The 24351-nt window shown below is 45.2% G+C and carries 23 protein-coding genes; 4 read left to right on the top strand and 19 right to left on the bottom strand.

The window, feature by feature from the left end:
- Nucleotides 1–160 precede the first annotated feature (160 nt).
- The 19 genes from ACYTXU_RS10370 to priA all read right to left on the bottom strand — a co-directional run bounded on the left by ACYTXU_RS10370 (nucleotide 161) and on the right by priA (nucleotide 21364).
- A complete protein-coding gene (locus ACYTXU_RS10370) occupies nucleotides 161–1573 on the bottom strand; it encodes an efflux transporter outer membrane subunit (RefSeq protein WP_462206670.1) in 1413 nt (470 codons plus the stop codon).
- Nucleotides 1563–4703, bottom strand: a complete 3141-nt coding sequence (locus ACYTXU_RS10365; RefSeq protein ID WP_462206669.1) for a multidrug efflux RND transporter permease subunit — start codon at nucleotides 4701–4703, stop codon at nucleotides 1563–1565. Before ACYTXU_RS10365 ends, ACYTXU_RS10370 begins: the two co-directional genes overlap by 11 nt.
- 12 nt (nucleotides 4704–4715) lie before the next feature.
- Nucleotides 4716–5840, bottom strand: coding sequence for an efflux RND transporter periplasmic adaptor subunit (locus ACYTXU_RS10360; RefSeq protein ID WP_462206668.1), 1125 nt, complete (start codon nucleotides 5838–5840; stop codon nucleotides 4716–4718).
- Nucleotides 5841–5852: 12 nt separating this feature from the next.
- Nucleotides 5853–6347: a TetR/AcrR family transcriptional regulator gene (locus tag ACYTXU_RS10355; RefSeq protein WP_462206667.1), complete on the bottom strand. Its 495-nt coding sequence runs from the start codon at nucleotides 6345–6347 to the stop codon at nucleotides 5853–5855.
- 194 nt (nucleotides 6348–6541) lie between these two features.
- A complete protein-coding gene (locus ACYTXU_RS10350) occupies nucleotides 6542–7825 on the bottom strand; it encodes a diguanylate cyclase domain-containing protein (RefSeq protein ID WP_462206666.1) in 1284 nt (427 codons plus the stop codon).
- A 111-nt stretch (nucleotides 7826–7936) separates the two neighbouring features.
- Nucleotides 7937–8401 (bottom strand): DUF4442 domain-containing protein, encoded by a 465-nt coding sequence (locus ACYTXU_RS10345; protein ID WP_462206665.1) that lies wholly within the window; start codon nucleotides 8399–8401, stop codon nucleotides 7937–7939.
- Nucleotides 8402–8415: 14 nt separating this feature from the next.
- A complete protein-coding gene (gene tatC, locus ACYTXU_RS10340) occupies nucleotides 8416–9168 on the bottom strand; it encodes a twin-arginine translocase subunit TatC (protein ID WP_462206663.1) in 753 nt (250 codons plus the stop codon).
- Complete coding sequence (gene tatB, locus ACYTXU_RS10335; RefSeq protein ID WP_462206661.1) at nucleotides 9168–9542, bottom strand: Sec-independent protein translocase protein TatB; 375 nt, start codon at nucleotides 9540–9542, stop codon at nucleotides 9168–9170. The genes tatC and tatB overlap by 1 nt, the downstream gene beginning before the upstream one ends.
- A gap of 32 nt (nucleotides 9543–9574) precedes the next feature.
- Nucleotides 9575–9832, bottom strand: coding sequence for a twin-arginine translocase TatA/TatE family subunit (tatA, locus tag ACYTXU_RS10330; RefSeq protein WP_462206659.1), 258 nt, complete (start codon nucleotides 9830–9832; stop codon nucleotides 9575–9577).
- A 23-nt stretch (nucleotides 9833–9855) separates the two neighbouring features.
- The gene (locus tag ACYTXU_RS10325) at nucleotides 9856–10194 is read right to left on the bottom strand and encodes a histidine triad nucleotide-binding protein (RefSeq protein WP_462206658.1); all 339 of its coding nucleotides are present in this window, start codon (nucleotides 10192–10194) and stop codon (nucleotides 9856–9858) included.
- A gap of 36 nt (nucleotides 10195–10230) precedes the next feature.
- On the bottom strand, nucleotides 10231–11877 hold the full coding sequence (ubiB, locus tag ACYTXU_RS10320; RefSeq protein WP_462206657.1) for a ubiquinone biosynthesis regulatory protein kinase UbiB: 1647 nt from the start codon (nucleotides 11875–11877) through the stop codon (nucleotides 10231–10233).
- Nucleotides 11878–11904: 27 nt separating this feature from the next.
- Nucleotides 11905–12534, bottom strand: a complete 630-nt coding sequence (locus ACYTXU_RS10315) for a ubiquinone biosynthesis accessory factor UbiJ (RefSeq protein WP_462206656.1) — start codon at nucleotides 12532–12534, stop codon at nucleotides 11905–11907.
- 33 nt (nucleotides 12535–12567) lie between these two features.
- Nucleotides 12568–13335: a bifunctional demethylmenaquinone methyltransferase/2-methoxy-6-polyprenyl-1,4-benzoquinol methylase UbiE gene (gene ubiE, locus ACYTXU_RS10310; RefSeq protein WP_462206655.1), complete on the bottom strand. Its 768-nt coding sequence runs from the start codon at nucleotides 13333–13335 to the stop codon at nucleotides 12568–12570.
- Nucleotides 13336–13352: 17 nt separating this feature from the next.
- Nucleotides 13353–13757: a gamma-butyrobetaine hydroxylase family protein gene (locus tag ACYTXU_RS10305; RefSeq protein WP_462206654.1), complete on the bottom strand. Its 405-nt coding sequence runs from the start codon at nucleotides 13755–13757 to the stop codon at nucleotides 13353–13355.
- Between the two features lie 174 nt (nucleotides 13758–13931).
- Nucleotides 13932–15785, bottom strand: a complete 1854-nt coding sequence (locus ACYTXU_RS10300; RefSeq protein WP_462206653.1) for a S8 family serine peptidase — start codon at nucleotides 15783–15785, stop codon at nucleotides 13932–13934.
- 433 nt (nucleotides 15786–16218) lie between these two features.
- Nucleotides 16219–17553, bottom strand: coding sequence for an ATP-dependent protease ATPase subunit HslU (gene hslU / locus ACYTXU_RS10295; RefSeq protein ID WP_462206652.1), 1335 nt, complete (start codon nucleotides 17551–17553; stop codon nucleotides 16219–16221).
- Nucleotides 17554–17677: 124 nt separating this feature from the next.
- On the bottom strand, nucleotides 17678–18217 hold the full coding sequence (gene hslV / locus ACYTXU_RS10290; protein ID WP_015781269.1) for an ATP-dependent protease subunit HslV: 540 nt from the start codon (nucleotides 18215–18217) through the stop codon (nucleotides 17678–17680).
- A gap of 168 nt (nucleotides 18218–18385) precedes the next feature.
- Nucleotides 18386–18946 (bottom strand): SPOR domain-containing protein, encoded by a 561-nt coding sequence (locus ACYTXU_RS10285; protein WP_462206651.1) that lies wholly within the window; start codon nucleotides 18944–18946, stop codon nucleotides 18386–18388.
- A gap of 225 nt (nucleotides 18947–19171) precedes the next feature.
- A complete protein-coding gene (gene priA / locus ACYTXU_RS10280; RefSeq protein ID WP_462206650.1) occupies nucleotides 19172–21364 on the bottom strand; it encodes a primosomal protein N' in 2193 nt (730 codons plus the stop codon).
- A 235-nt stretch (nucleotides 21365–21599) separates the two neighbouring features.
- Here priA and ACYTXU_RS10275 point away from each other — a divergent pair, with 235 nt between their 5' ends.
- From ACYTXU_RS10275 to ACYTXU_RS10260, 4 genes are all read left to right on the top strand, one after another.
- Nucleotides 21600–21911 carry a hypothetical protein gene (locus tag ACYTXU_RS10275; RefSeq protein WP_462206649.1) on the top strand — a complete coding sequence of 104 codons (312 nt, stop codon included), beginning with the start codon at nucleotides 21600–21602 and terminating at the stop codon, nucleotides 21909–21911.
- Between the two features lie 315 nt (nucleotides 21912–22226).
- Nucleotides 22227–22757, top strand: a complete 531-nt coding sequence (locus tag ACYTXU_RS10270) for a hypothetical protein (protein ID WP_462206647.1) — start codon at nucleotides 22227–22229, stop codon at nucleotides 22755–22757.
- Nucleotides 22758–22808: 51 nt separating this feature from the next.
- Entirely contained in the window at nucleotides 22809–23420 is a 612-nt protein-coding gene (locus ACYTXU_RS10265; protein ID WP_462206646.1) for a hypothetical protein, read from the top strand.
- Nucleotides 23421–23445: 25 nt separating this feature from the next.
- Nucleotides 23446–24300, top strand: coding sequence for a fimbrial biogenesis chaperone (locus tag ACYTXU_RS10260; protein WP_462206645.1), 855 nt, complete (start codon nucleotides 23446–23448; stop codon nucleotides 24298–24300).
- Nucleotides 24301–24351 lie beyond the last annotated feature (51 nt).

Here is a 24351-nt window from a genome sequence, read left to right as displayed (position 1 = left end):
GGTTAGGCTCTTCGAGCTAACCCATCCTATAACTTTCTACTAAATTCCAGACTACAACACTGACATTGATATATACTTTTATAGGATGGGTTAGGCATTAGCCGTAACCCATCAAACTCTTTCAATAAGTTCTTTCAGTAAGTTCTTTCAGCAAGCACAATTATTCGCTTTCTTGCATTGCAGTATCCCCGCCACCCAGAGCTTTATACAGGGTGACCGTATTGGCAAGTCTTGCTCGTTCGCTTTCCAGTTTGGCCTGTTCTGCTGCAAAGAGATCCTGTTGTGCACTGAGTACTTCCAGATAGCTGGCGAGGCCGGCTTTGTATTTGGCTTCCGCTAAATACAGGCGACGCTTTTGAGCTTTAACCAGATCAAGATTAGCATTCAGCTCAGCATTATAACTCTTGCGATTAACCATCAATTGATAGACTTCAGCGAAGGCTTGCTGAATGGTTTGTTCGTAGGTGGCAACCATTTGTTCCTTCTGTGCTTTTGCAACATCGAGCTGTGCGTTTAAGGCATTACCAAAAATTGGCACTGAAATTGATGGCATGAAGGTCCAGGTTTCCGAGTCACCGTCAAACAGGTTATCAAACTCGTTGCTGGCAAAACCAAAGTCACCGGTTAGGCGTAAGCTGGGGAAGTAAGCAGCACGCGCCGCACCGATGTTACCGTTGGCAGCATACAGCTGATGTTCAGCGGCTAATACGTCAGGTCGGCTTAGCAGAACGTTTGAACTGATATTGTCTGGCAATTCAAGGCTCATCAATGCTGGCATCTGTTGATTGTCAGTCAATGAGACCTGAGAGAGTGGTGTGCCAATTAAAAGCTCAAGGTTGGTTTTCGATACCGCGTACAGGCGCTCCAGCTGGGATTTGCGCGCTGATACTTGTGCTAAGGCTGCCTGGGCCTGCGCTAAATCCAGATCGCTGGCGATGCCATTGTCTTTGCGCTTTTGAATCAGATCGAGACTTTCCTGACGACTATCAAGGGTTTGCTGTGCAAGGCTCAGGTTTTCCTTTGCTGACAACCAGGAATAGTAGGCGTTAGCAGTTTCTGCGATGACAGAAATTTTGACGAAGCGTTGCGCCTGCTCGGTGGCGTAAAACTGATTTAAAGCAGCGTCGCTAAGAGAGCGAATGCGACCAAACAAATCGAGCTCGTAAGAAACGAGTCCGACCGATGCATCGTAGCGGTTAAACATGACGCTACCGCCAGTAAAGGTCGATAAGTCTCTGCCTCGGGTCTGGCTGACCTCGCCACGGAATCCGGGGACAAATTCTTCCCACTGTATCTGGTAACGTCCCTTAACTTCGGCCACGCGAGCTGTTGCGATGCGCAGATCACGGTTATGCTCCAGCGCCTGAGCAATCAATGCTTTTGCATTTGTGTCGGTAAAGAAACTTTGCCATTCCCGTAAAACGATTTGCTCGGCGACTTCTGATTGTTGCTCAGAAATGGCGAGGTTTTCTGCCACTGGCAACTCTGGTCGCTCGTTATCAGGCGCCATGGACAGGCAGCCCGATAATATGAATAATGCCGCTAAAGGCGTTAAACTTCTTTTAATCATCATTAATCTCCATTCCTCTGGCAGCCATTTCATAATGCTTGAGTTTGCGCGGAAAAATCTTACGTACCAGCAGATAGAAAACAGGCACAAATATAATAGCGAGTATTGCAGCAGAAATCATACCGCCAACCACGCTGGTGCCGATGGCTTGACGACTGGCTGAACCAGCTCCGGTGGCGAGCACCAGTGGTAACACTCCCATGATAAAGGCCAAGGAGGTCATTAAGATCGGACGTAAACGTAGCCGACAGGCTTCAGTTACTGCTGCCAGTGGACTCTTGCCTTCTCCTTCAGCTTCACGGGCAAATTCAACAATCAAAATGGCATTCTTAGCGGATAGGCCGATGATGGTAATCAGTCCAACTTTGAAATAAATATCATTGGGTAATCCGCCAATAAATGCGGCGATAATCGAACCTAAAATACCCAGCGGTGCGACCAGAATAACTGAAAGTGGTACTGACCAGCTTTCGTATAATGCAGCCAGCACCAGAAAGATCACCAGGAATGACAGGGAAAACAGCAAAGTGGTTTGGTTGCCTGCGACTTTTTCCTCTAGCGATTGTCCTGACCATTCATAACCCAATCCTTTAGGCAGTGTCTGTGCGAATTCTTCCATCAGCGCCAGTACTTCACCTGAACTAACCCCAGGTGCACCGCTACCGGTTATGGGTAGCGAGGGTGAGCCATTGTAACGAGTCAGCTTGGCTGGCGCTTCGGTCCAGTGGGCCTTAGCTACTTCAGAAAGGTTAACCAGATCGCCTTGGTCGTTGCGTACCTGCATGCTCAGGATTTCATCCGGCGTTGAGCGCGTTTCAGCGTCGGACTGTAGCCAGACCTGTCTGACTTTCTGCCCTTCTACATAGTCGTTGATATAAGCCGAACCAAGAGCGATCTGTAAGGTGCTGTTTAATTCGCCGATATCGATGCCTAATGAGCGCGCCTTAATGCGATCCACTTCAATGGTCAGTAACGGCGCTGGCGGTAATGTATCGGGGCGAATTTCAGCAAACTTGCCTGACTGAGAAGCCATTCCGACCAATTGGAATGCGGCACCCATAAGCTGGTCGGTACCAACACCAGATTTGTCCAGTAGCTGGAAGTCAAAACCGCTGCTGTTACCAAGCCCCGGAATGGGGGGCATGTTGAAAGCAAAAGTCGAGCCTTCGGAATATTTCATGAACTCGGCAGTCGCGGCAGCCGCGAATTCGTCTGCGTTACGCATGCCTTCTCGTTCAGCCCATGACTTAAGATTAACAAAGGTAATCGAGGTGTTTTGGCCAGTACCGAAAAAACTGAAACCCGCAACTGTAATGATTCGCTCAACTTCTGGCTGTTGCAGGAACCACTCATCGGTTTTTTTGGTTAATTCCAGCGTGCGGCTACGGGTTGAGCCGGAAGGCATCAAGGAAGATGCGACAATGAAGCCCTGGTCTTCCGAAGGCACGAAACCGGTGGGCATACTGGCAAAACGCCAGCCGACAAGCCCGCAGATGACTACAAAAATGGCCATTGTGATGAGCTGACCGCGTTTATTAAACAGTTTCTTTTCCTGGCTCATATAGGTTTCAGTGAACCAGTTAAAGCCTTGGTTAAACCAGCGGAAGAAGGCCCATTCCTTTTTTTCTTTTTTGTCCGTTTTTAAAAAGCCTTGTGCAATTGCCGGGCTAAGAGACAGTGATAAAAATGCGGAAATGGAAACGCTTAATACGATAGTTAAAGAGAATTGCTGATAAATGCGACCTACCGAGCCAGAGAAAAATGCCATCGGTATAAAGACCGCAATCAGTACCGCGGTGGTACCGATAATGGCACCAGAAATCTGCTTCATGGCTTTTTTCGTTGCCTGATATGGCCCAAGTTTTTCCTGATCAATAATCCTTTTGATATTTTCAACCACGATGATGGCGTCATCGACCACGATACCAATCGCAAGCACCATCGCGAACATGGTTAGCATGTTGATGGAGTAGCCTAATAAGTAGAGTCCCATGCCGGTACCAATCAAGGATACTGGAACAACAATCAGCGGAATGATGGTAGTGCGCCAGCTCTGTAAGAACAGAAACATCACCAAAGTGACTAGAAACACTGCTTCGATCAGAGTTTGCAAAACCTGACCAATGGACTCATCTATGAAGATTGACGTGTCGTACGGCACAACCCAGGACATATCGTCAGGGAAGTATTGCTCGAGCTCCGCCATCTTGGCTTTGACCGCTTCGGCAGCTTCTAAGGCGTTACCAGTATTGCTTAGCTTTAAGGCAAAGGCTGCTGATTCCTGGCCATTCAGAAAGGCTTGAGCGGTATAGCTATTAGCGCCACGCTCGACCATTGCCACATCTTTAAGTCGGACTATGGCTCCATCTGATGAAGAGCGCAGGATGATGTTACCGAACTGCTCGGGTGTATTCAGCCGAGAGGGCACTAAGATGGTGGCATTGATTTGCTGGTCGTCTGGCGCTGGCAAGGAGCCTAGCTCGCCAGTAGCCAGCTGCGCATTCTGGTTGCGGATAGCTTGTGCTATTTCGTCTGCAGTAATGGCATAAGAAGCCATCTTTTTTGGATCAACCCAAATGCGCATGGCATAAGTCGCACTGAATAGCTGTGCGCTACCAATACCGTCAATACGGCGTATTTCACCCAGGATGGCACGGTCAATATAGTCCCCGAGGTCGGTTGCATTATGGCTACCATTGGGTGAGTAGAGGGATACCACCATCAAAAAGTCAGGGCGAGTTTTGTCAATATTCACCCCCTGAGTACGAACCGATGAGGGTAGGCGAGCTTCCACTCTTTTTAAGCGGTTCTGTACTTCCACCCCGGCAATATCAGTATCTGTACCGGTTGCGAAGGTTAGAATAATGGTTGAGGTACCGGTGCGCGAGCTTTCCGATTTAATATAACGTAGCCCTTCAATGCCGTTCATCTCTTCTTCGATGACGCTGGTGACGGTATCTTCGATCACTTTGGCCGAAGCACCCGGATAGGTGGCGTTGATGGTGACCTGTGGTGGCGAAATATCAGGGTAGGCCATGATCGGCAGATTTTGCACCGCCAGTGTGCCGCCCAGCAGAATTAATAGCGAGATCACCCAGGCAAAAATGGGCCGGTTGATAAAAAACTGTGCCATTGTCTGTTATCCCTATTGTTGTGTGTGCGAGCTATTGGATGGATCGGACATCGCTTGTACAGGAGTTCCAGGTTGTAGAAACTGGGTATTGCTGGTGATGATTTGGTCGCCAGCTTTAAGGCCGCTTTTGATGACCCAGTTCTGACCCATCATAGGCCCGAGCTCCACCGGCTGGAAAGCGAGCTTACCATTCTGAATGATCTTCACCACAGCGCCTTGTCCGGTCAACTGGACTGCTTTCTGCGGCACCTGAACTAAACTTGATGAGTCAGCTACAGGAGCTTTGACTCGGACAAACATACCGGGTAGCAATTGATAATCAGGATTCTTAACCGTTGCGCGAAGAGCAACCGAGCCTGTATCCGGATCCACTGACAAGCTGGAAAACTCTAATTGTCCCGGATGGCTATAAGGCGTACCGTCAGCAAACAGGATTTGCACTTCTCTTGAAGCAGCATCAGTTGCCTCAGAATTAGCAAACAGCTCACGTAACTGATTGATTTCAGTGGCGGAGCGAGTGAAGTCAACATAGACCTGATCCAGCTGTTCTATGGTGGCTAAATGAGTGGCTGAGGTAGCGCTGACCAGCGCTCCTTCGGTTACCAGTGCCCGGCCAATACGTCCAGAAATAGGAGCCTCAACAGTGGCATAATCCAGGTTGATCTGGGCTTTTTGTAATTGGGCTTTAGCTTGTTCAACCTGGGCATCGGCCTGCAGGCTTTGTGCCTGGTAGGTGTCAAACTCCTGTTGGCTAACCGCACCTTGTTCTAACAGCTGCTCATAACGTTTGAGCGTCTGTTTAGTGAGTTTTTGTTGTGCCTTGGCAGTATTCAGGTCTGCGCGCGCTGCAGCTACATTGGCTTTCATGATTCGGTCGTCAATTTGGAACAGTGATTGCCCTTTTTTAACGTCCTGTCCTTCGGTAAAAATACGTTTTTCCAGAATGCCATCAACACGGGCGCGCACTTCTGCGGTGCGAATGGCCAGCACCCGACCGGGTAGGTTTTCGGTTAGAGTGGTTTTTCCTGCGCTAACTTCCGTGATTTGCACTGGTACTGCTTGCTGAGCCTGGTCGGCAGCCATTGCATTACCAGCAAAAGTAACAAGGAGTGCGCTAATAATTACTGCATGTTTCATGGGGGTAAATCCTTAGTGATTCCAATTTTTAATAGCGGCCCAAGCGAATTCGACCATTTGTTCAACCAGTGACTCATCAATTGACTGGTTATTGAGATATTGCCAGTGCATAAAATAGCTAAAGCCACCATAGATCTGGATGTGAGTATCAGGAATGGTGTTCACACGAATGATTCCCTGATCGTAGGCTTCCTGGTAGAGCTTGATGAAAGGCTCAAACACGTGGAGTAGTTGCTCCCGAGTCTTATCTTCAATAACAGGAGATAATCCATAAAGATGACTGAAGCGGAAGTAAAGGCAGTTATCCAGCATGAACTGGATCGTTGAGCGATAAAGCTCCTTGAATCTTTGTTCGTAACTGTCCTGCGAATGATAATGCTCGAGTAGAAACTCTGCTTCGCGTTTCTTCACATATAAGAAGATTTCATTGATCAGTTGCTCTTTACTTTCGAAGTAATTGTAGACACTGCCTGTCGCCACATTAGCCTCTTTTGCTAATAGTGACATGGAAGTGCCCTGCAGGCCTCGCTCTACGAATAAGCGAATTCCTGCCTCCAGTATTTGTTCTCTTTTAGGCATAGATAGGAGAAATAAATGGTAAAATGAACGTTCATTCATTTTACACGAGTGTAAATTGAAATAACAAGCTTAAATGAAACGGTGAAATGTAAAAATGTGTTTATTTGAGATTAAATCAGCACTCAATCAGCAACGGAGACCAGGTTTCCCTGTTGATTTTTAGCTTTATACATAGCTTGATCGGCCATTTGAATAAGCTCCAGGACGGTATTGCCATGAGTGGGGTATAAAGCAATACCAATACTGCAGGAAATCTCGATATCAATACGATTGATTCGAAAAGGGCTTGCGATCGCCTGTAACAACTTCTCGGCAATATGAACGCTGGTTTCACTGGACTCAACATGAGGAAGCAGCACCAGAAATTCATCACCACCAATTCTACCGACGGTATCCGATTCACGCAGGCAATCACGCATGCGCTGGGCAACCTGTTGCAGAAGGATGTCGCCAATGGCATGGCCATAATTGTCATTGACCGGTTTGAATTTATCCAAATCCACGAACAGCACCGCTAATTGCTCATGTTGCCGATGAGCCATGCGTATCGCCTGCTCAAGACGATCCGAGAATAAAGAGCGATTGGGTAAATCGGTCAGGGTGTCGTAATGTGCCTGGTGCTCGATTTGCTGCTCAATAAACTTGCGCTCTGTGATATCACGGGCGATACCCACAGTCGAGGATATGTGTCCCTCTTCATCAAAGATCGGTGAAGCATTGGTGGTGTGCCAGCACCAGTAGTTGTTCTTATGTCTGACTCGATACTCAAGCCCACTTTTCTTGGTGCCTTCTTCGTAAAGCTGAATCAGAAACTGAGTACAGCGCTCAACATCATCAGGATGAACAAAGTGCGTAAAGTGTTGACCGATAACTTCGGAAGGTTCATGCCCCAGCTTTTCCTTCCAATTGGGTGAGACATAAGTAAAGCAGCCATCGGAAGAGACGCTGTAAATAATGTCATTGGCGGTTTCCACAAAAGCACGGAACTTGGCTTCACTGTCTTCCAAAGCCTTGTGCAAATCTTTGTGCTCTGTATTGTCGATGACATAGCCGGTCCAGATGATAGAACCATCATCAAAAACTTGAGGGCGATCATAGGCCGCAACCCAGATAGTCCGCCCGTCTTTTAGGCACATTCTGAACTCACCGTGCCAGACAACACCGTGTTGAGCAGTAGTTAGACTCTCATTAATGACTCGGTCAAAATCATCGGTATGGATCAGGGAAAAAATAGACTCAATATCCGCCATGGCTTGTTCTGGCGTAACACCACATATCTGTTCGATGCCATCGCTGATGTATAAAAAACGGAATTCATCCCCTTTGTATTCAAGCCGATAGACTGCCCCAGGTAGGGTAGCAATCAACTCTGTTGCGATGTCATTGCTGACAAAAGGTCGATTCATTAAAGCCTGCCCTCATCAATACGAGCATAATGCAAATATGACTGTTACATTATGCTAGCGTATTTTTTGAGCAAATCCTAAGTCTTTTGACAGGCTTAATTGAAGTAGCTGTTAACGCTTTGTGGATTCTTTGCGGGCAATATGAATAGTCTTCCAGACTTTGGCAATGAGCTGGCCATCTTCATCATGAATATCCACTTCAAATACAGGCTCAATAACATCTTGGTCTTTGAGTTGCAGATTGATATCCAGCAAGTCCTGTTCGGTGAGTTTAAACTCGGCAAACACGTCTTTGCGCCCGGGTTTTATAAACTTGATTTCGGCCTTTTTATCCCACACCACATAGTTACGCCCTAACTTATGCAACAGTAGCAACATGTAGAAGGGATCGGTCATCGAAAACAGAGCACCGCCATAATGCGTGTTCACGTAATTCCGATTAAACCAATATTTACGCAGACGAATTTTGGCATATTGCCAATCATCATCGAGTTCTAAAACCTTAATGCCGGATCCCCAAAAGGGTGGCCACAGATTCATTGTTAGTTTCAGTTTTTTTGCGCTTAAATGTTTCATCGGGTTCAGTATTGTTAGTCGCCAGGCTCTTCTGCATTTTCCTGAGCAGCTTTAGGCGCATACACTTTGGCGAATATCAGGCCTAGTTCAAACAGGATCCACATGGGGATACCGAGCAATACCTGAGAAATAACATCGGGTGGTGTTAACAGCATGGCGAAGATAAAGACACCGACCACGATGTAGGGCCTTTTATCACTGAGTGACTGGTGGCTGGCCATGCCGGACCAAATCAATAGCATGGTGGCGATGGGAATTTCAAAAGCTAATCCAAAAGCAAAGAAAAGTTTAAGTGCTATTGATAAAACGCTGTTGATATCTGGCAAATAACTGACCCCTTCTGGGCCAATGCCGGACAGGAAGCCGAAAATAATAGGGAAGATTAAGTAGTAAGCAAAAGCGATGCCTGCGTAGAACAGAATAATGCTGGTGAGTAGCAGCGGGATGGCGAAACGCTTTTCATGCTGATAGAGGCCGGGCGAAATAAACATCCATATTTGATGTAACACATAAGGCATAGCTATGAAAAAAGCAGCCACAAATGCCAGTTTAAAGGGCGCGAATAATGGTGAGGTAACATCGGTGGCAATTAAGCTGGAACCGTAGGGTAATTGTTCGATCAGTGGTTTAGCCAGCAAAAGATAAAGTTCATTGGCAATGAAGGCTAGTCCAATAAAAAGGCAGACGATGACTAAAACGATGCGTAGCAAGCGATTACGCAGTTCAAGCAAGTGGGCAATTAAAGGTTGTTCTGGATCTTGGCTCATCAGGATGATTTGTCTGGGCTGGTGTTAGACGACTGGAGTTTTTGTTGTTCGTTAACCAGTGCCTGTTCGCTTTGTTTTAATGCCTGCTCTGCTTTAGCAATAGTTGCTTGTGCTTCTTCACGCAAGCGTTGTAGCTCTTCATCAGATTCCGCCTGCTCCATGATCATTTTCTCATGCTCGGCAATGCGCTTTTTCATTTCTTCAATCTCGAGTTCACGAGTGACTTGCTGGTTGAACTGACTAAAGCCACGCTTGGCCTTGCCAACCCAGCGTCCGACTGTGTGCATAGCTTTGGGCAGGCGCTCAGGGCCAAGCACCACTAGCGCGATGACTACTATCAGCAATAGTTCGAAGAAACCAATATCAAAAGGCATAATTCAGGCTTACGGTTATTGATGAGACGGTTTCAGGACTTTTTATCTTGGCCGTTATCGGTAGAGCTTTGCTCAGCTTTTTCCTGCTGTGGTTTGCTGTCAAAGTCAGCATCTTCAGATTGATCTTCGACATTTTTGGCATCGTTCTGTTTATCTTCATCTTTGACCGCTTTTTTGAAGTTCTTAAAGGCGGAGCCAATATCGCCACCGGCATTGCGTAGTTTTTTAGTGCCGAATAACAACAAAATAATAACTAATAGTATGAGTAATTCCCAAATACCAGGTTTCATGCTTTTACCTCAAGCTTTATGGCTTATACAAATGGCATGCGACCAGCGCCGCCTAAAATGTGAATATGGATATGATACACCTCCTGACCGCCATCATCACCTGTATTTATAACGGTTCTGAAACCACTATCCAGGTCAGCTTCTTTAGCTATCTGTGGAACCTTAGTCATCATATAACCCATGATGTCAGCATCCTGCTCCGTAACTTCAGCCAAGCTGGCAATATGCTGCTTAGGGATCATCAGTAAGTGTGTCGGTGTTTTAGGAGCGATATCCTTAAACACCAGAATTTTATCGTCTTCATAGACCTTATCGCTAGGTATATCACCCGCAATAATCTTACAAAATAAACAGTCACTCATAACGTCTCCTTTTGTTGGTAAACATCAGTCATGCAGTTATTTAGTGGGCCACAGACTTTTTATCATAAACCAGGCAGCACCTGCGCCGAGAATTGCTGCTGGCCACCAGTCATGGGGTACCGCAAGATAACTAATGCCGCTCAAAATGGCCAGCGAGCCACCAATGAAGGCATGTTTCAGCGCATATTGTTGTTCTAATTTATGGCGTTCCAGTTCTGTGAACTGGGCTTTGAGTTGTTCAAATTGATTAAGGCTCTGCCCGATACGATGAAAGTTATCGAACAGTAATCCCGGCAATTTCGGGGCTTTGTGTAACCAGTCGGGAAACTGACGCTTAATATCCTCAAACATGGCTTTCGGCCCAATCTGCTCGCGAACCCATTGTCTTAGGTAGGGCTGGGCGGTTTTCCATAAATCCAGTTGCGGGTATAGCTGACGGCCTAGCCCTTCAACGTATAACAAGGTTTTTTGCAGTAATACCAATTGAGGCTGAACCTGCATGTTAAAACGACGTGCGGTTTGAAACAGTTGGATCAGGAAGTGGCCAAACGAAATTTCAGCCAGTGACTTACCAAAAATAGGTTCACAGGCAGCACGAATGGCTGACTCGAACTCAGGAATCGAAACATCCGCATCAATCCAGCCTGATTCAACATGTAACTCAGCAATGCGACGATAATCGCGGTCGAAAAAAGCGAGGAAGTTGTCGGCTAAATAACGTTTATCACTTTCATCAAGAGTACCCATAATGCCGCAATCGATAGCAATATAGCGAGGTTCCTGCGGATTAGTGATATCAATGAAAATGTTACCCGGATGCATATCAGCATGAAAAAAACTGTCTCGGAAAACCTGAGTAAAAAAGATTTCAACACCGCGATCAGCCAACGCTTTCATATTAACATCACTGGCTTTAAGCGCTTCAATATTGCCGATAGGGATGCCGGATATTTTTTCCATAACCAGCATTTTGACGCGAGTATAATCCCAATAAATCTTAGGGACATACAGCAAGTCAGAGTCTGCAAAATTATGGCGAAGGTGAGAGGTATTGGCGGCTTCGATGCGCAAATCGATTTCACGAGCCAAAGTGCTATCGTATTCTTTAACCACTTCGATAATACGTAGTCGCCGCGCTTCGCTGGAATATTTTTCTGCCCAATTCGCCAAAGAGTGCATCATTTGCATATCACGAAGGATTTTTCGGCGTATGCCTGGACGCAGGATTTTGACCACCACTTCTTCGCCACTCTTCAAGGTGGCTTCGTGAACTTGAGCAATTGAGGCAGAAGCCAATGGCTCACTGGTGAAACTGGTAAATACCGCATCAATTTTAGTGGCTAATTGGGCTTCAACAATGGAGCGGGCAATGTCTGATGCAAAAGGTGGAACCTGATCCTGTAATTTGGCCAATTCATCAGCAATATCCGGCGGCACAAGGTCGCGGCGAGTAGAGAGCATTTGTCCGAGTTTCACATAAATAGGGCCAAGTTCGGTCAAGGCCAGGCGAAGTCGTTCACCGCGAGATTTGTCCTTCGCCTTACGACGAAAACTTAATGAAAAAAGCTTAGCCAGCGGGCGGAAGCGTGCCAAAGGTGTGGGCGCCAGAAACTCGTCCAAACCATAATGCACCAGTGTTCGGTTAATTTTAAGTGCATGGTGTAATTGTCTAATGGCATTCATGCTAGCGTCTCGCTGGTATATTCATAGCTAATGATTAGTATGGTTTCTGTTCGTTATCTTTTGAGATAGTCGTTCAACTTTTTGCTTAAGTTTGTCGCTATCAGATTTCAGATCGGCAATGGCATCATAAAAGTTTTCAAGCTCAATTGATGCGGGCGATAACTTAGCCTCAAAACGAATATATTCGCTCAGATTTTGTTGGGTTGTAGCTACTGTTTTCTGTAGCCAGTCACTTACTTTCTTGCCACTGCTAATCATCTGGTGAGCGACAATATCGCCAGTGTATTGCGATAGGTGTTCTTCCCAATCAATATTAAGTTGTTTGAAGAAGTTTTGAAAGTTTTGTGCCGTGCCGATCTCGCCCGCAAAATGTACTTCACCTTTAAATATAGAATCAGAACCTTTTTCGCTTAAAGCCAGATTAAAGAAGCTGGATGAAGTGCCTTTCAGTTCAGCATTGGCCTGCTCGTTACATTCTGGTTTAACTAATATCAAGTTGTCTTCGATGACAAAGAAGAAAACTACCTTTAAATCGGTTAGTTCTATTTTTATGATTTTTCCATCTAATAAATGCAGGCGTGATTGTGCACCAGGGTCGAGCCTGATCGCTTGATTGATGAGCATTTCGATGGTTGGTGCAAATAGTGGCAAAATCATGGGCTAATCCGGTGTTCTTCAACTTGATAGATTTTAGAATTTCTTACCGACGTGTAAAGCGACGATGCCACCGGTTAAGTTAGTGTATTCAACCTCATCAAAACCAGCGTCCGACATCATTTGTTTTAAAGTATCCTGATCGGGATGCATGCGAATGGACTCAGCTAAGTATTTGTAGCTTTCAGAATCATTGGCAACCATTTTGCCCATCGCAGGCAACAAAGAGAAAGAATATACATCATAGACTTTGGACAATGCAGGAAGTGCTGGTTTTGAAAACTCAAGCACCAATAATTTACCGCCAGGTTTTAATATGCGATACATGGATTCAAGAGCTTTTTCTTTTTCGGTCACATTGCGTAAACCAAAAGCAATGGTGATTCGGTCAAAGTAGTTATCCGGAAAAGGCAGGCATTCCGCGTTTGCTTGTACGTATTCCACATTACCAACAATGCCGTTATCCACCAGCTTATTACGGCCAACTCTAAGCATTGATTCGTTAATATCCGCTAATACGACTTTACCAGTAGGGCCGACAATCTTGGAGAACTTGGCGGTTAGATCGCCAGTACCACCAGCAATATCGAGAATTGTCTGACCTGGTCGTGCTGATGCACGTTCAATGGTGTAGCGCTTCCAGATTCTATGCACACCAAAAGACATCAAATCGTTCATCACATCGTACTTGGCGGCTACCGAATGAAAGACTTCAGCGACTTTGGAGGCTTTCTGGCTTTTGTCTACAGTCTGGTAACCAAAGTGAGTGGTATTTTCTGTAGCTTTCTTGTTTTGCTCTGTCATAGTCGTTGCTTCGCAATTTAGTCGGTTGTGTTCGGATTAAAGGTATTAACTGCGGGATCTTTGCTTCGAGAAAGTCCAGCAGCCTGAAGTTTGTTCAGATATTTTGGCCAGTTTTGATGGTAATCCCGACCAAGTTCATAAAGTGTTTGCCAAGTATACAGGCCACTGTCATGGCCGTCATCAAAGGTCAGTTTAATAGCATATTGGCCTACCGCTTCGATATCGGTAACCTGAACATTCTTTTTACCGCCAATCAAGGTCATTTCCTGATTTCCATGGCCTCTAACTTCAGCAGAAGGAGAAAATACGCGCAGGTATTCATAAGGCAGTAAATAGGTGTTGCCCGGAAAAGCGACTTCTAGTTGTTGGCTTTTTTGATGCAGTTTGATTGCTGTAGGTATTTGATTGCCTGTTTGCGTCATTTTACTTAAAGCTTGCTCGGCGAGATTGTTGTGATTGTATCAGAAATATTGAACTGGGTTGTAAAGTTAAATGGTGTTTTGGTGGTTAGAAGAACAGTATTTTCCCTTAAAAATAACAGACATAAAAAAAGCTGACCCGAAGGTCAGCTTTTCTATCTATCGCCAAAGCGATAATTACTGCCAGTCAACCTGTAGAGTTACACCTGAGTAAGAAGAGTAACCACGGATGCTGATGTACCAACGATCTTGAGCTGGGTTAGAGAAAGAGCAGCTCTCGTTGTTGCCCCATTTATATGGGCGGCAATCGTAGCTTGAAGTCGTTGGTTGAGCACCGCGACGAACATACAAGTCTGCATCACCTGAACCACCACTCATTTGAACATCCAGGCTGCTCATGCCAGCTGGGATATCAATGTAGTAGTGTGACCAGCTACCTGAAGCACCAGAAAGGTTTTCAAGTGTTTCGCTACCGCCTGCTGGTGGAGGGTTAGTACCACCGCCATCATGCGTTGCTACTAAGTTAACGTTTGAGTAGCTAGTGTAACCACGAACCATTACATAGTAAGTACCAGTTTGTGCCGTGAAGTCACAAGACTCAGTATTACCATTACGGTATGGACGACAGTCGTAGCTAGAAGTGGTTGGTGCGCTACCGAACTTGACATATAAGTCAGCATCACCTGAACCACCAGACATGTCGAAGCTTACGTTAGAAGCATCAGATGGAACTTCGAAAGTGAAGTCAGTTTCTGAGCCTGTAGCGCCTGAGAAGCTTACCGATACGCCATTCTGTAGCTCGTTACCTGGTTCTGGCTCTGGATCCGGATCTGGAGTTGAACCATCAAACAAGCTGTATAATAACAAGTTAGGTGAACCTGATTTTGCATCGGTTACTTTGCCTGAAGTTGCAGCATTTTTAATTGCTGACTCAACCTGGCTAGGAGTAGCGCTAGGGTTGTTTGCTAAGTAAAGAGCAGCAACACCGGCTACATGTGGAGATGCCATTGAGGTACCGCTGATAGTATTAGTACCACCATTTGACCAAGCTGAAGTGATACTTGAACCTGGAGCATAGATATCTAAGCAAGTACCATAGTTAGAGAAGCTTGAGCGTGAATCGCTAGAAGTTGTTGAACCTACAGTGATTGCGCTTGGCTCACGAGCTGGTGAGTAGTTACAAGCGTTGCTGTTATCGTTACCCGCAGCAACTGCAACAGTTACACCTGAAGCAACAAGGTTTGCAACAGCGTTATCAGTAGTAGAAGAAGCGCCACCACCTAAACTCATGTTAGCAACAGCTGGTTTAACGTGGTTGTTAGCAACCCAGTCAATACCTGCGATAACACCAGAGTTAGTACCGCTACCGTTACAACCTAGAACTTTCAAGCCATAAAGTTTAACGCCTTTGGCAACACCGTAAGTAGAACCACCTACAGTACCGGCAACGTGCGTACCGTGACCGTTACAGTCATTTGGATTTGTGTCGTTATCGATGAAGTCATAACCACCCATAAAGCGACCGCTAAACTCACTATGCGAACCTAAGATACCGGTATCGATGATGTAAGCGTTTACGTTGCTTGCGGTTGTGTTGTAAGTGTACGAACCACTCAATGGAAGGTTACGCTGATCAACACGATCAAGGCCCCAAGTGGCATTGTTCTGAGTAGCATTAATGCTAACGATTTGGTCTTCTTCAACAATAAGAACGTTAGGATCCTGAGCTAGCTTTTGTGCAGCTTTCTCAGACATGTTGAATACGCCGCCTTTAACGGCTTTAGTAAAGGTGCGCTGAACTTGAGCTTGATACTTGCGGCTCAGGTTGTCGCTTACCATAGCAATAGCTTGCTCAGAAGCATTGCTAGAAAATAGTCCCATATTAGCTGCCACCGCATCATCCTTTAGAACAACGATATATTGCCCTTTGATGGCTTTTTCAGGTTGAGCTGCTGCTTTGAACTCACCAGCATATGCGCCGGTTACGCCCGTAGCTAGCAGAACACCTGCGACTACTTGGTTTAATTTCATGTTAAAACACCCCTTAGTGTTGTTTATTTTATATACCTCGAAAATCGAGGTCTTAGGACTCTATAAAATTCAGGAGTTCGGAACAATATAATTTATGCATTTAAGGCAAACTAATAAGTAAATTTTGACGACGGTCTAATTTGTACAGAATGTTACAAATATATGACAAATATAAAGTTAGTGGTTACTATCGCCAGTTACTTTTGTTTTAATGCGTTTATGGTTTCTTTGTGATGCGGCCATGCTTTTTGTTAAAAAATGGGATGACCCCTGTATTTATCTTAGATAGTATCTATTGGATTGAAATTGCTAATCAGTAAATACCTATGGCGTAAAAGGTAGGTATTTCAAGGCGTTGAACTATTCTTTGCTTTTTTTAAACAAAAAAGCCCTGCTTATGCGGGGCTTTTTGTAATAGTTAAAATTAATTGTCTTATAAAATAAAGCGACTCAAGTCTTCGTCATCAGCTAACTCGGAGAGCTGTTTAGTGACATAAGCCTCATCAATCAATAATGTCTCATCATCTTCACTGGCATCAAACGAGGCTTCATCTAATAGCCGCTCCATAACCGTATGCAGTCGACGAGCACCGATATTTTCTGTGCTCTCGTTAACCTGGAAAGCGTATTCAGCAATTTTTTCGATGCCGCTTTCGTCAAACTTTATGGTTTTACCTTCGGTAGCTAACAGTGCTTGATACTGTTTGGTTAATGCGGCATCAGGTTCGGTTAAGATACGCTTAAAGTCATCTGGGGTTAGGGCTCGCAATTCGACACGAATAGGCAAGCGACCTTGAAGCTCAGGAATCAGATCAGACGGCTTTGATAAATGGAAAGCGCCGGAGGCAATAAAGAGGATATGGTCAGTTTTTAACATGCCGTATTTAGTATTGACGGTACAGCCCTCGACTAAGGGTAATAGATCACGCTGCACACCTTCGCGCGATACACCGCCGTCATTCTGTTCACCACGCTTGGCAACTTTATCAATCTCATCAAGAAAGACGATACCGTGTTGTTCAACTGCTTCCACGGCTTTAATCTTTAACTCTTCCTGATCAATCAGCTTGGCAGCTTCTTCTTCGGTTAGCATTTTCAGAGCATCTTTCACTTTCAATTTGCGCTGTTTGCTTTTGCTCGGTGACATGCTTTGGAACATGGATTGTAACTGGCTGGTCATGTCTTCCATGCCGGGAGGTGCCATGATATCGATACCTACTGCCATTTGGGCAACATCAATTTCGATATCCTTATCATCAAGCTCGCCCTGACGCAGTTTCTTGCGGAAAATCTGGCGAGCCGAAGAATCTTGAGCCTGGGGTTGCTCATCCCACTGGCTATCGCTTGATTTACGCGGCGGTGGCAATAAAGCATCAAGTACTCTTTCTTCTGCTGCATCATGGGCACGGTTCTGTACTTTAGCCATTTCCTGCTCGCGTAGCATCTTGAAGGCTGCATCCACCAAATCGCGGATAATTGATTCGACGTCACGACCCACATAACCGACTTCAGTAAATTTGGTGGCTTCAACTTTAATAAAAGGAGCGTTGGCCAGTTTAGCCAGGCGGCGGGCAATCTCAGTTTTGCCGACGCCTGTTGGGCCAATCATTAAAATGTTCTTAGGGGTGATTTCGTTACGCAGATCTTCGTCAACCTGCATTCTTCGCCAACGGTTGCGTAAGGCAATGGCGACTGAGCGCTTGGCATCTTTCTGGCCAATAATGTGTTTATCCAGTTCATGGACAATTTCACGAGGTGTCATAGACATAATGTAATACTCTTTATTAGGTGCTCTTTATTTAAAGAAGCTTTGATTCTGTGAATTCGGTATTGTTGATTGAGTAGCTAACTCAATAGGTAGCAAATAGTGATGATGAAGGCACTAAAGACCATTAATAACTAAGCTCTTCAATCGTCTGGTTATGATTGGTATAGATACACACGTCACCAGCGATGGTAAGCCCAGTCTCAACAATTTCACGCGCACTTAAATCGGTTTTTTGCATCAGTGCTTTCGCGGCTGATTGAGCAAACGGGCCGCCAGAGCCAATAGCGATCAAATCATCTTCAGGCTGAATAACATCACCATTACCGGTAATGATCAGAGAGTTCTCTTTATCAGCAACTGCCAGCAAGGCTTCCAGGCGACGTAGCGCACGATCGGTACGCCAATCTTTGGCCAGTTCAACTGCTGCGCGCATCAATTTGCCACCGTGGGCTTCGAGCTTTTTCTCGAAGCGCTCAAATAAGGTGAAGGCATCAGCTGTACCGCCGGCAAAGCCTGCGATTACCTGATCATTGTAGAGGCGACGAACCTTACGCGCGTTGCCTTTCATAATGGTGTTGCCCAGCGATACCTGGCCATCACCACCGATCACTACAGTGCCATTTCGTCGCACTGATAAAATAGTCGTTCCACGATATTGTTCCAAAACTGTCTCCGCATTCTGTCTTATTCTTGGCAATAGAGGCTAGATGGGGTCTGAGGGAGTAAATTCAAGGAGAATTTACAGTTTAGCGATGGTGGTAAATTGTAACAAAAAGCCCGAATAAATCGGGCTTTGATGTGGGAGAGTGGTATTCACTTTAAATACGCTGTGTTACCAGATACGACAGTCCTGATAGTTATTATCCTGTAATTTATGGCGGTCGCTTTCTGCGGCACGCTTGGTGCTATATGGCCCGAGGCGAACTCGATACCAGCCGTCTTTTTCTTCCACATTGGCCTGAAAGCCGATAAAGGCCATTTCTGCCTTTAATGATTCTGCATCTTCCACTTTCCTGAAAGCACCACACTGCATGACATAGGTTTTGCTGCTATTAGTTTGCACAGCTTGTGTTGCATCAACCTTGATTTCTTTATTGGTTAAGGTCTCATGGTAAGTAAAAGTAGGTTCTGAGGCAGTTTCTTCAGTCGCTGCTTGTTGTTTTGTTTCCTGCGCTTGTTCTGTTGGGGCTTGTTCCTTTACGGGCATTACTTCTTTAATGATTTCGGGCTTTTTGACCAGCAGCCACAAAAAAACAGCAACTAGTGTGACTAAGATTCCACCGACAAATACCAGGATAGGCGACACTTGCTTGCGAGAAGGCGGGGTTTGACGTGAGCTACGCTTATTACTTTTGCGCGCTGTTTTACGTTTTTTGGCGTAATCCTTGGTCATTCTTGAACTCTTTTATTATGTACTTAAAAAGGCAAAGTACGGTCTTAGGTAATGATTGTTGAATAAAGTCAGCAAGCACGAAAGCAAAACACCCTAATCAGGTACTTAATCCAGTCAGGGAAAATTATCAATGGTGAGTATTGTAAGGGCTATTCAGCGGTTAGCCAACTGGCAATATGAAATGTGTGAGCCGGTGCTACTGCAACATTCGACTTGCTCACTCTTTTAAAAAGGATCCTGCGGGTCAATATCGATTGACCAGCGAACTTTTCGCGCACTGGGTAGCTGTTCGATGCTGGAAATAACGGGCTTCACAGCGCGCTGTATCAAACCGCGTTGCTCGGCCTGACATAATAACTGCGCGCGCATTTTTCCGGCACGTTTGGCCATTGGCGCTGGAAATGGGCCAAAGCAATCAAGACCGGGAACTTGGCCCAATTGCTTTGCGACTTCGCTTAAAAACTCCATTGGGTATTGCAGTGTGCTGGCTTCTGCGCGAAACAGTGCCATAGAAGTGTAGGGTGGTAATTGCCCTTCTTGGCGTTCGGATAATATCTGCTGGCTCAGCGATTGGTAATCTTGAGTAAATAAGCTAAGTAATAAAGGATGTTCTGGGTGGTGAGTTTGAATAACCACCTCTCCTGGTTTGTCGGCACGACCTGCGCGTCCAGCAACTTGGGTCAGCAGTTGTGCAGTGCGTTCTGTTGCCCGAAAGTCGGCGCTGAACAGGCAGCCATCGATATCGACCACTGCGACCATGGTCAGGTTGGGGAAGTGATGTCCTTTGGCCAGCATCTGTGTGCCGACTAAAATATCCACCTCATTATTTTTTATGGCGGTGACGTAATCCTGCATGGCCTGTTTGCGACGAGTACTGTCTCGGTCGATACGAACCACTTTCTTATTGGGGAATGCTTTGATTAAAGCTTGCTCAAGGCGTTCGGTTCCCAGACCAATAGGGAAAAGTTCAGTTTCACCGCAGTCTGGACATTTTTTTGGCATGAAGACCTGTTTGTCACAATGGTGGCAATGCAATCGCTTTTGTTGCAAATGCAATGTCATGTGCTTATCGCAGCGCTGGCAATCTGCAATCCATCCACAATTGTGGCACATCAAACTGGGAGCAAAGCCGCGTCGATTGAGAAATACCAGACACTGGTTCCCCTTGTCCAGGTGGTGTTTCATATTGTCAATCAATGGTTGCGACAAACCGTTTTCCAGATGGCGTTGACGAATATCCAGCACTTTAATGTGCGGTGGCTTGGCGTCGGCGGCTCGTTTGCGCAATGTTAAATGAGTGAGTTTGCCTTGATTGACATTGTGGACTGACTCCATGGATGGGGTGGCGCTGCCTAGCACAATCGGCGCCCGTTCATCCCGGGCGCGCAGAATGGCCAAGTCTCGGGCCGAATAACGGAAGCCATCTTGTTGTTTATAAGATATGTCATGCTCTTCATCAACGACGATTAAACCGAGATCGGAAAAGGGAGTGAACAGGGCTGAGCGGGTGCCAATGACAACCGAAGTAAGTCCTTGCTTTGCCTTTAGCCAAATGTTCAAGCGTTGTCTGTCTGTTAAACCTGAGTGAAGCATAGCTATATCGCAATTAAAGCGACGTTGAAAACGCTCTACGGTTTGTGGCGTGAGCCCAATTTCAGGCACCAGTACCAGTACCTGTTGCTCCTTTATTAGTACCTGCTCAATGAGCTGAAGATAGACCTCGGTCTTGCCGCTGCCAGTTACACCATCTAACAGGAAGCCGTGAAATTGACCGACCGATTGTTGCATGGCACTGACGGCATCCTGTTGCTCAGGATTTAAGCTCAATGGCTGATTGCTCTGAGTATAGGGTTTGGTATTAAGTTCAACCTCTTTTTTAATGAGCCAGCCTTTGTCGACCAGCGGTTTAAGTTGACTGGGAATCAATTCTAGCTCTTGAAGGTGCGCTGCGCTTATAACTTTCTGGTGCTGCAAAGCCCAGTTGAGAATCTTATGCTGTTTAACAGCGTTTTTGCTCAGGGTCTCAAAACTCTTTTCACCCTCTGCTGTTAATTGCCAGTAGTATTCGGGTTCTAAAACTGCTGGTTCACCTTTATTGAGCAAGCCAGGTAAGCAGGTATTAAACACATCGCCAATCGGATGTTGATAATAATCAGCTGACCATAAAAGCAATTTAAATAAATGGGAGGGCAGTAAAGGTTGCTCATCAATCGCTTCAAGAATGGACTTTAGCTTATGTTCAGGGGTGGATGATTCTGTACTATGGCCAATGACCACCCCTACCAATTGCTGTCGCCCAAAGGGAACTCTTACTCGGCCACCTACAGGTGGTATTGCACACTGTCCCACTAGATAGTCGAAACTGCGACGCAAGGGCGTGGGTACTGCGACGTTAAGAATGAGCCTGGATTGGGACATGGGATGATTATCGGTTGAAGTTGGGCTAAGGATAGAAAGACTGGACGGTTAAGGCAACTTTAATTTCTGAGCGGTAATGCGTACAAGAATTGTACTGGTACGACTTGTGTTCAAGAAAAAGTCTGTTAATGTAGCATTGTCTACAAGATTTGCTAACAAAAGTGTCGATAGAACACAATATATATGCAAATCAGAAAAATACATCAACCAAAAATATCAACAATGGGGGTAATCTATGAAAATCGGTACTTTAGCTTTTCTGGCAGGTCTGATCATCGCGATCATTGGTGCTTTTATTAATGTGGAATGGTTTCCGTGGCTATTAGCAGCATTAGGTCTGGTCGTTGGGTTTTTAAATATTTCCAGTGGGGAGACTCGTCGTTTCTTAATCGCAGCTATTGCATTTATGATGTCAGCATATTCCTTAGATTCACTACCAATGGTCGGACAAACGATCGGCGATATCATGCATAATATTGGTTATTTTGTTGGATCTGCGACGTTACTGGTTGCCATAAAAGCGCTATTTGAACTCAGTAAAGACTAGTAATCGTATGAGTTAGGCTGAATTCTTTTTATAATAGTAATAATTTTACATAACATTTCACGACCCTTTTGGGTCGTTTTTTTATGCTAAGATGTGTCAAGCAGTTATTCTGTAACTGATTCATATTTAACAAATAAACAAGTCAAATGTGACTTGTTGAATTTGAGATCTAAGCAATTGATTACCCTGCTTTGTATCAAAATGTATCAAATTAGCGCTACAAAATTCATACAAAAAGTAATGCATATGTGACTCGATCTTTTGTTCTTTTCCGTGATACAGTTCACAAAATTCGACTCGATAGAGGTTTCTCCCATGAACTATTTGAAAAGAACTGCTTTAACTTTTGGTTTGTTACCAGCTTTTATGGCTGCTCCTGTGACTAATGCAGCTTCACTTGACGTAGATGTAGACATTGATCTACCTAATGTGGTGATCCTTTATGGATACACTGACATTGATTTAACAATGGCTGCTGACCAATTTGGTCCATTACTTGATTCAAACTGTACAACTGATGACTGTGCAGTTGGTGACAACACACCTAAGACTGGCGAGATTAACGCTGGTTTAGTTGATTTGGCCTTCACTAACAATGCTGCAGGTACAAACCCTACGATTACTCTTGATAACAGCTGGGGTGTTCGTAGCTTTGGTTATACAAGTTTACAGCCTTCAATTGTTGATAATGGCAGTGATGCATCAGTTGGCAATTTAGCTATCGAGCAAATTACCACACCATCGCCTTCTTTACAGACTGGTTCTGTTTCTTTTGATTTAGACTTGTCACAAATCACAACCGACAACGTAAGCGCTAGCTACACCATTACTGTTGTAGGTTCTTAATATCGAGTTTGCGGGTCTATTCAAATGTTTGCCTGTACTAAAAAGCCGAGCATGAATTGTTCGGCTTTTTTTGTCATAGCTCTAGTCTCTGCTTTTAGCCTGTTCAGTGCTGGAGAAGCTGAGGCTGCTCAACAGTCTGATGCCCGATGTGAGTCGTCGCGTTTAACCATTCAGCTAAGACGCGGTGATCTGACAGGTACCGGCAATGATAGTTCCTCGCAATCAGTTGGTTTCAACACTACTAAAACAGGTCAGATTACGATCGGTACGCCACTTGATCTCAACATAGCAACTGACGTCAATAATTCGTTTAATGGCATCGTCACCACCGACACCAGCGACTGGGTTTGGCGAGTAACTTCCAATAGCGGTGGTGGTTTTAAAGGCTTTCTCTCCGCTCAGTATGAATTTAGTGGTTTGGCAATTGGCGACAACAAAATCTGTAGCAGTGCAAACTCATGTTTAACAGTGACCAATGTTGAAACCATTATTACCGAATTGCGACGCCATCATGGCAACGGTAAGTTGATTACAGCCGAAGGAAGAGTGCGACTGACTGTCGACGTTTCGCAGGCTAATGAGTCTGGGAGTTATAGTTCAAACTTGTCGGTCAGTATTTATGACAATTGGAACGGTAACCAAGCACTGATAAACTGTATCTAGTGTCCAACCATCCATGAGCCCGACTATGTCCCCATTCAATTCTATCTCCGCTATTTTAAAAACGGCTTTTGCCTTTGGTTTTGTGTTGTTGCTCAGCGCCGAAGTGAAAGCTGCACAAAATTTAGAACCTAAACTGGCGATTTCTCCTTCACGAATCGAGATGACACCTGATAAAAAAGCCTCAGAGAGTATTACGGTTCTTAATTTGGGCAGTAAACCGATGGTGGTAGAAGTGAATGTTCAGAACTGGGATTTTGATGCCAACAATAATTACCGCTCTTTACCCCCTAATGAACAAAGTCTTAATCAGTGGCTGATTATAAACCCGGTACGTTTGACCATTCCCGCTAAGAGTCAGCAGACGGTACGCCTGGCTGTTCGCCCTCGTGTTAAACCGGAGGATGGCGAGCATCGAGCGATGGTGTTTTTCAGACAACTTACTGACGAAGGTAAAGGCTTAAATTTCAAATTCAATGTTGGGGTGCCCATTTACGCCTATTTTGGTGAGGTTAAGCGAGAAGCTGAATTGTTGGGAATGGATTTTGATCCGATCAAGTTGCAGTTTGTATTTGATATCGCCAGTAAAGGTAATGCCTATGTTCGACCGGAGGGTGTTTTTATTGCGATGAAAGCATCAGAGGCCGGCTCGGATGCAGATATCCTGAAGCGATTAGACAGCAATAAAATGACGGTCAATAAATTGGGTGCTTTGGCTAGTGGCAGACTATCCGCGAAGCCTGTTTTTGCAGGAACACGTCGTCAGGTTACTTCGCCAGTGCCTATTAAAGAACTATTAAATGAACCTTACGTTGTGGCAATCAAGGCCACTGTTGGTGATCAAAGCTTTGCCGAAGTCTATAGAATTAACTCTGGGGAATAAATTAACAATTGAAAGCGATTTCATGGACAAAATTGTTTTTGTCGGGGCTGC

The organism is Kangiella sp. M94 (assembly GCF_054926195.1).
The sequence above is the reverse complement of the archived record's forward strand: the minus strand, read 5'-3'. Positions and strand labels throughout refer to the sequence as shown.

Bases quoted from the DNA above. Each gene is read 5' to 3' on its own strand.
- ACYTXU_RS10370 (WP_462206670.1), bottom strand. From the start codon at position 1,573: ATGATGATTAAAAGAAGTTTAACGCCTTTAGCGGCATTATTCATATTA.
- ACYTXU_RS10365 (WP_462206669.1), bottom strand. From the start codon at position 4,703: ATGGCACAGTTTTTTATCAACCGGCCCATTTTTGCCTGGGTGATCTCG.
- ACYTXU_RS10360 (WP_462206668.1), bottom strand. From the start codon at position 5,840: ATGAAACATGCAGTAATTATTAGCGCACTCCTTGTTACTTTTGCTGGT.
- ACYTXU_RS10355 (WP_462206667.1), bottom strand. From the start codon at position 6,347: ATGTCACTATTAGCAAAAGAGGCTAATGTGGCGACAGGCAGTGTCTAC.
- ACYTXU_RS10350 (WP_462206666.1), bottom strand. From the start codon at position 7,825: ATGAATCGACCTTTTGTCAGCAATGACATCGCAACAGAGTTGATTGCT.
- ACYTXU_RS10345 (WP_462206665.1), bottom strand. From the start codon at position 8,401: ATGAAACATTTAAGCGCAAAAAAACTGAAACTAACAATGAATCTGTGG.
- tatC (WP_462206663.1), bottom strand. From the start codon at position 9,168: ATGAGCCAAGATCCAGAACAACCTTTAATTGCCCACTTGCTTGAACTG.
- tatB (WP_462206661.1), bottom strand. From the start codon at position 9,542: ATGCCTTTTGATATTGGTTTCTTCGAACTATTGCTGATAGTAGTCATC.
- tatA (WP_462206659.1), bottom strand. From the start codon at position 9,832: ATGAAACCTGGTATTTGGGAATTACTCATACTATTAGTTATTATTTTG.
- ACYTXU_RS10325 (WP_462206658.1), bottom strand. From the start codon at position 10,194: ATGAGTGACTGTTTATTTTGTAAGATTATTGCGGGTGATATACCTAGC.
- ubiB (WP_462206657.1), bottom strand. From the start codon at position 11,877: ATGAATGCCATTAGACAATTACACCATGCACTTAAAATTAACCGAACA.
- ACYTXU_RS10315 (WP_462206656.1), bottom strand. From the start codon at position 12,534: ATGATTTTGCCACTATTTGCACCAACCATCGAAATGCTCATCAATCAA.
- ubiE (WP_462206655.1), bottom strand. From the start codon at position 13,335: ATGACAGAGCAAAACAAGAAAGCTACAGAAAATACCACTCACTTTGGT.
- ACYTXU_RS10305 (WP_462206654.1), bottom strand. From the start codon at position 13,757: ATGACGCAAACAGGCAATCAAATACCTACAGCAATCAAACTGCATCAA.
- ACYTXU_RS10300 (WP_462206653.1), bottom strand. From the start codon at position 15,785: ATGAAATTAAACCAAGTAGTCGCAGGTGTTCTGCTAGCTACGGGCGTA.
- hslU (WP_462206652.1), bottom strand. From the start codon at position 17,553: ATGTCTATGACACCTCGTGAAATTGTCCATGAACTGGATAAACACATT.
- ACYTXU_RS10285 (WP_462206651.1), bottom strand. From the start codon at position 18,946: ATGACCAAGGATTACGCCAAAAAACGTAAAACAGCGCGCAAAAGTAAT.
- priA (WP_462206650.1), bottom strand. From the start codon at position 21,364: ATGTCCCAATCCAGGCTCATTCTTAACGTCGCAGTACCCACGCCCTTG.
- ACYTXU_RS10275 (WP_462206649.1), top strand. From the start codon at position 21,600: ATGAAAATCGGTACTTTAGCTTTTCTGGCAGGTCTGATCATCGCGATC.
- ACYTXU_RS10270 (WP_462206647.1), top strand. From the start codon at position 22,227: ATGAACTATTTGAAAAGAACTGCTTTAACTTTTGGTTTGTTACCAGCT.
- ACYTXU_RS10265 (WP_462206646.1), top strand. From the start codon at position 22,809: ATGAATTGTTCGGCTTTTTTTGTCATAGCTCTAGTCTCTGCTTTTAGC.
- ACYTXU_RS10260 (WP_462206645.1), top strand. From the start codon at position 23,446: ATGTCCCCATTCAATTCTATCTCCGCTATTTTAAAAACGGCTTTTGCC.